Annotated in this window: 5 protein-coding genes; 2 read left to right on the top strand and 3 right to left on the bottom strand. The window is 63.9% G+C overall.

Features of this window, described 5'->3' with window-relative positions:
• The coding region (locus ACESMD_RS03215; RefSeq protein WP_372610264.1) for a nucleoside triphosphate pyrophosphatase at window positions 1–448 on the top strand (448 nt) is incomplete at its 5' end.
• Here the strand turns inward: ACESMD_RS03215 and sppA are convergent.
• The 3 genes from sppA to ACESMD_RS03200 are packed head-to-tail and all read right to left on the bottom strand — an operon-like array spanning window position 445 to window position 3,181.
• Window positions 445–1,524: a signal peptide peptidase SppA gene (sppA, locus tag ACESMD_RS03210; RefSeq protein ID WP_372610262.1), complete on the bottom strand. Its 1,080-nt coding sequence runs from the start codon at window positions 1,522–1,524 to the stop codon at window positions 445–447. The two genes, ACESMD_RS03215 and sppA, sit on opposite strands and share 4 nt — an antisense overlap.
• Window positions 1,525–1,569: 45 nt before the next feature.
• Complete coding sequence (locus tag ACESMD_RS03205) at window positions 1,570–2,220, bottom strand: HAD-IA family hydrolase (protein WP_372610260.1); 651 nt, start codon at window positions 2,218–2,220, stop codon at window positions 1,570–1,572.
• A 13-nt stretch (window positions 2,221–2,233) separates the two neighbouring features.
• Window positions 2,234–3,181 carry an RluA family pseudouridine synthase gene (locus ACESMD_RS03200; protein ID WP_372610258.1) on the bottom strand — a complete coding sequence of 316 codons (948 nt, stop codon included), beginning with the start codon at window positions 3,179–3,181 and terminating at the stop codon, window positions 2,234–2,236.
• 603 nt (window positions 3,182–3,784) lie between these two features.
• Between ACESMD_RS03200 and rne the strand changes: the two genes are divergently transcribed.
• The coding region (gene rne / locus ACESMD_RS03195; protein WP_372610256.1) for a ribonuclease E at window positions 3,785–5,551 on the top strand (1,767 nt) is incomplete at its 3' end.

The following is a 5,551-nucleotide window of genomic DNA, read 5'->3' as shown; positions in this document are numbered from 1 at the left end:
GGCGCTGGCCAAGGCCAGTCGGCTGGCCGAGGACTGGCCCGACCACTTGATCATCGGCTCGGACCAGGTGGCCGTCTTCGCCGGCAACATCCTCGGCAAGCCAGGCGACGAGGCCACCGCAAGGGCCAACCTGGCACGCTTCTCGGGGAACCGGGTGCATTTCCCCACCGGCCTGGCGCTGCTCGACACCCGCAACGGCAGCCACCGCGTTTGTCACGAGCGTTATGACGTGGTGTTCCGACAACTGAGCGACACCGAGATCTTTCACTATGTCGACAGGGAGAAGCCGCTGGACAGCGCCGGCAGCTTCCGCATGGAAGGATTCGGCATTGCGCTCTTCGAGACACTGGAAGGCAAGGATCCCAACACCCTCATCGGCCTACCCTTGATTCGCCTCTGCGAACTGCTGCGCGAGGCGGGCTTGGATCCGTTGGTGGCTGAGCGCTAATACAGCTGGTAGCGCAGCGGGGAGACCGATGACGGCAGGCCCAGCCACTCGGAGGCGATGATTCCCAGCCTCCGCGACAACCGCTCGAGCGGGTCGAGACCCGGGGTATAATCATGGGTCATGGGCTCGGGCAAGCGCTCGCGGGCCAGCACATCGAGGTTGCCGATGGTGTCGATCAGGCCCAGTTCCAGCGCCTGCTCCCCGCTCCAGACCAGACCCGAAAAGAGCCGATCATCGCTGGATAGTCGATCGCCGCGCCCTTCCCGGACATCGGCGATGAACTGGTCATGAGTGGTCTCAAGAACGCCTTGCCAGAAATCGCGCTGCTCGGGCGACACCGTCGAGAAGGAATCCAGGAAGGCCTTGTTGTCACCGGCTGCGAAGACCCGGCGCTCCACGCCGAGACGCTCGATGGCCTCCTGGAACCCGAAGCCGGCGGAGACCACGCCGATTGACCCCACAAGGCTCGCCGGAGCGGCGACCACTTCATCCGCTGCCGCGGCGATATAATAGGCACCACTGGCACCGATGTCCTCGATCACTGCAATGATCGGCTTGTCGCCCTCCCCGCGGAGTCGCATGATTTCCTCGAAGATACGCTGGGACTGCACCGGACTCCCCCCGGGGCTATTGATGTGCAACACCACGGCCGTGGCGTCAGCCGATTCCCAGGCTCGGTTCAAGCCCTGGATGACCCGCTCGGCACTGGCCCGCGATTCGGTGTCAATGACCCCCTGCACCTTGACGATCCCCAGGTGAGGACCCGCGGGAACCGAGGTGCCGGGGGACCCGAAGATGCTGTAGCCGCTGAGCCCGATTGTCGTCAGGATCAGAGCCGCGAACAGAAAGCGGAAGAAGAGCTTCCAGCGCCGCTCGCGTCGCTGCTCCACCAGAATGCCGCCGATCCAGCGATCCAGGATATCGACCTGGGCCAGGCGCTGGCGCTCCCGCAGGGTCTCGACATCCTCACCCGTGGCGGTGATCGGGGGCGGTCCCTGCGGGTTGTCCTCATGCCCGCCCGCGAGAGGGCGTTCGGGGCCCTGGGTCCAGGGGTCCTCGTGCTTGTCGTCGCTCATGATCATCCTGTCCTTGAAGTCCGTTGTTCAAAGCTGTACTTGAAACTACGTGTGCAGCCAGTCGAAGAGATCCAGTGCCGACTCGGCGGTGAATACAGGACGGCTGGCCGCCAGTCGTTGCGGTGCATGGACACCATAGGTCACTGCGACACGATCCATGCCCAGTGTGCGTGCCATCTCGAGATCATATTCGGTGTCACCGACCATCACCACTTCCCCGACATCGAAGCCGAGTTCGACGAGGAGTTCCTCGAGCATCCTCGGATGCGGCTTGGAGAGCGTCTCGTCTGCCGTGCGACTGGCGTGAAACCAGTGGCCGGTGCCGGTCTCGCGAAAGATCCTGTCCAGACCTCGACGGCTCTTGCCCGTGGCCACGGCAAGACGCTGCCCCGGCCTGGCATGCAATCTGGCCAGCCCCGCTTTTACACCGGGAAAGAATGACATGGGTGTGGTGTCACCCTGCACGAAATGAAAGGCGTAGCGATCACGCAAGCGCTCGGCTCGCTCGGCATCGATGCCGGGGCAGAGAGTGGCGATCGCTTCGGGCAGCCCCAGGCCGATGATGTTGCTGACATTCTCCGCAGCGAGCTCTCCCCAGTCCGCCTCCCGTGCTGCCACCTGCATGCTGGTGACGATCCGGGCCTCGGAGTCCATCAGGGTGCCGTCCCAGTCGAATATCACCAGTCGATAACGCATCTCGCCTCCATTGTCAGCTCGCTCGACGGGCACGATCGAGGACCGCCCGGAGGTCATCGGGGAGTGGCGCACGGATCGCCACCGGGCGACCACTGGTGGGTTCGGGAAAGCTCAGGGAAGCGGCATGCAGGAAGAGCCTCGTCAGACCCAGCCCTGCCGCCAGCCGCAAGCCCTGTCGCGAACCGTACTTGTCATCGCCCAGCAAGGGGTAGCCGGCATGGGCGGCATGCACACGGACCTGATGGGTCCGCCCGGTCACCGGCTCGGCCTCCATCAGGGTCACCTCGGGAAATGCCTCCTGTACATGAAAGCGCGTCCGCGCCATCTTGCCTTGCGGGTCGACCCTGACCCGGCGCTCGCCGTTACCCGCCTCATAGCGCTCCAGGGGGGCGCTGACGAAGTCACGCTTGGGGGGCCAACGACCCGCGACCAGGGCCAGGTACTGCTTGTCCATCTGATGCTGCTTGAGGGACGCATTGAGCGCCAGCAGGGCCGGGCGCGACTTGGCCAGCAACAGGCAACCCGAGGTGTCCCGATCGAGCCGGTGCACCAGTTCCAGGAAGTCGAGATCCTCGCGCACCTGTCGCAAGGCCTCGATCAGCCCGATCTTGACGCCACTGCCCCCGTGCACCGCCAGGCCCGATGGCTTGTTGATGACCAGCCAGTCGCGCCCTTCCACCAGGACATTCCCGGCGAGCAGGTTGCGCAGATTGTCGCTGACGTCTCGTACCGCCTCCCTGGGGGCCAGCTTGAGCGGTGGAATCCGCACCAGGTCGCCTAGTGCCAGGCGAGTATCGGCCTTGACTCGCTTCTTGTTGACCCGCACCTCTCCCTTGCGAACGATACGGTAGATCAGCGACCTCGGCACGCCCTTGACGCGCGTCATCAGGAAGTTGTCAACGCGCTGGCCGACCTGTCCCTCGGTCACTTCCACCCACTGCACATCTTGTCCTTCGGCCATGCGTCCACTCCACTGCCTGACTCGGGGACCCGTCCCACGGAAAGGCGCATTCTAACGCACCAGGCGCCCGGCTGCGCCAATTGCCGACGACAGCGGTAACTGGTATATTGTCAAGTCGCTCCCATGGGCCCATCAGCCCTGATTGCGCCTGCTCTACAGACACGCAGGCCGGAGCGAAAAGTTCAGGCCGCGACGGCGCTACCGCGTCCCGCCGCCCAGCAGTAACAGCGGAAAACCGTAGACGTTTTTTTAGAGCCACGCCCGGATCCCCCACCACTTCTCTCAGTCACGAAGTGGTCAGAGGCCACGGGAAACCTTCAACAGCGTGCCGAAGGCCGGCGTTGGCGAATCGATGAATGCCAGGTGTTGGCGGTGACTGCAGGGCCGGATGGGAGATATCCCACCGAAACATGTCCTGCCTCCGCCCCGTACTCCAAGAGGTCATGCCCGGACTGGCGCCCTGTTTGATAGCCGGTTCAGTGCATGGTCAGGTGCCATTTCGCTTGCGCGAGATGCGCCGGGCACAAGCACGCAGCACCCAGAGGTTCGCCTACGTCTTCGCCAAGTGGTCGCCTGGTGGCGCGCCAGGACTTGCGAGACAACATGAAAAGAATGCTTATCAATGCGACCCAGCCCGAAGAGCTGCGTGTCGCCCTGGTCGATGGTCAGCGACTGTTCGACCTTGACATCGAATCCGGTGCACGGGAACAGAAGAAAGCCAACATCTACCGTGGCAAGATCACTCGTGTGGAGCCCTCCCTCGAGGCCGCCTTCGTCGACTTCGACGCCGATCGGCACGGCTTCTTGCCCCTGAAGGAAATCTCCCGTGACTATTTCCTGAAGGAAACCTCTGGACGCCCCAGCATCAAGGAGGTCCTCAAGGAAGGCCAGGAAGTCATCGTCCAGGTCGACAAGGAGGAACGCGGCAACAAGGGCGCGGCGCTGACCACCTTCATCAGCCTCGCCGGCCGCTTCCTGGTGCTGATGCCCAACAACCCCAAGGCTGGCGGGATCTCCCGGCGTATCGAAGGCGACGAGCGCAACCAGCTCAAGGACGCCATCGGCATGCTCACCGTGCCCGACAAGATGGGCCTGATCGTGCGCACCGCCGGTATCGGTCGCTCCCCCGAGGAACTCCAGTGGGACCTGGACTACCTGGTTCAGGTCTGGGAATCCATCACCTCGGAGGCGGGAAAGCGCCCTGCCCCCTTCCTGATCTACCGTGAATCCAATGTCATCATTCGCGCCATGCGTGACTACCTCCGCCAGGACATCGGCGAGGTATTGATCGACAGTGAAGTGGTCCATCAGGAGGCACTGACCTTCATCCGCCAGGTGATGCCCTCCTACCAGCAGAAGATCAATCTGTACGTCGACGAGGTACCGCTTTTCTCGCGCTTCCAGATCGAATCACAGATCGAGACCGCCTACGAGCGCGAGGTCAATCTGCCCTCGGGGGGCTCCATCGTCATCGACCACACCGAGGCCCTGGTCTCCATCGACATCAACTCGGCGCGCGCCACGCGTGGCAGCGACATCGAGGAGACCGCCCTGCAGACCAACTCGGAGGCCGCCGACGAGATCGCCCGTCAGCTGCGTCTGCGCGACATTGGCGGCCTGGTGGTGATCGACTTCATCGACATGAGCCCGGCGCGCAACCAGCGCGAGGTCGAGAACCGCATGCGCGACGCCCTCAAGCTCGACCGCGCCCGCGTGCAGATCGGCCGCATATCGCGCTTCGGCCTGATGGAGATGTCCCGCCAGCGCCTGCGTCCCTCGCTGGGCGAGACCAGCGGCGTGGTCTGCCCGCGCTGTGACGGCCAGGGCACCATCCGCGACGTGCGCTCCATCTCGCTGTCGATCATGCGCCTCATCGAGGAAGAGGCGATGAAGGAACGCAGTGCCCAGATCCGTGCCATCCTGCCGGTCCCAGTGGCCACCTACCTGCTCAACGAGAAGCGTACGGTGCTCGCCGAGATCGAACGTCGCCAGGGTGTCAGGGTGGTGATGCTCCCCAATCCGGACATGGACACGCCGCACTACGATGTCCAGCGCCTGCGCAATGATCATGTCGATGAGGAAGACGGCATCACGTCGAGCCATGAAATGCCCGTCGATACCGAGATCGGCAAGGAACCCGAGGCGGCCTTCGGCAAGCCGGTCCAGCGTGCCGAGGCGGCGGTCAAGACCGTGATACATAATGAACCGGCACCCGCCTCCCTGCAGCAGGAAGAGGTCCCGGCCGTCCCCCAGAACAAGGCGGCTTCGCCGAGGCCATCTCCCCCCCAGTTGCCGGTACCCCAGACCGGTGTCCTGGGAAGACTGGTCAAGGGCCTCTCGAAGCTGCTGGGCAGCGAGGAAGGCGATGCC

The sequence above is a fragment of the Halomonas sp. genome (assembly GCF_041689495.1).
GTDB lineage: Bacteria > Pseudomonadota > Gammaproteobacteria > Pseudomonadales > Halomonadaceae > Halomonas.
The sequence above is the reverse complement of the archived record's forward strand: the minus strand, read 5'-3'. Positions and strand labels throughout refer to the sequence as shown.

Bases quoted from the DNA above. Each gene is read 5' to 3' on its own strand.
- sppA (WP_372610262.1), bottom strand. From the start codon at position 1,524: ATGAGCGACGACAAGCACGAGGACCCCTGGACCCAGGGCCCCGAACGC.
- ACESMD_RS03205 (WP_372610260.1), bottom strand. From the start codon at position 2,220: ATGCGTTATCGACTGGTGATATTCGACTGGGACGGCACCCTGATGGAC.
- ACESMD_RS03200 (WP_372610258.1), bottom strand. From the start codon at position 3,181: ATGGCCGAAGGACAAGATGTGCAGTGGGTGGAAGTGACCGAGGGACAG.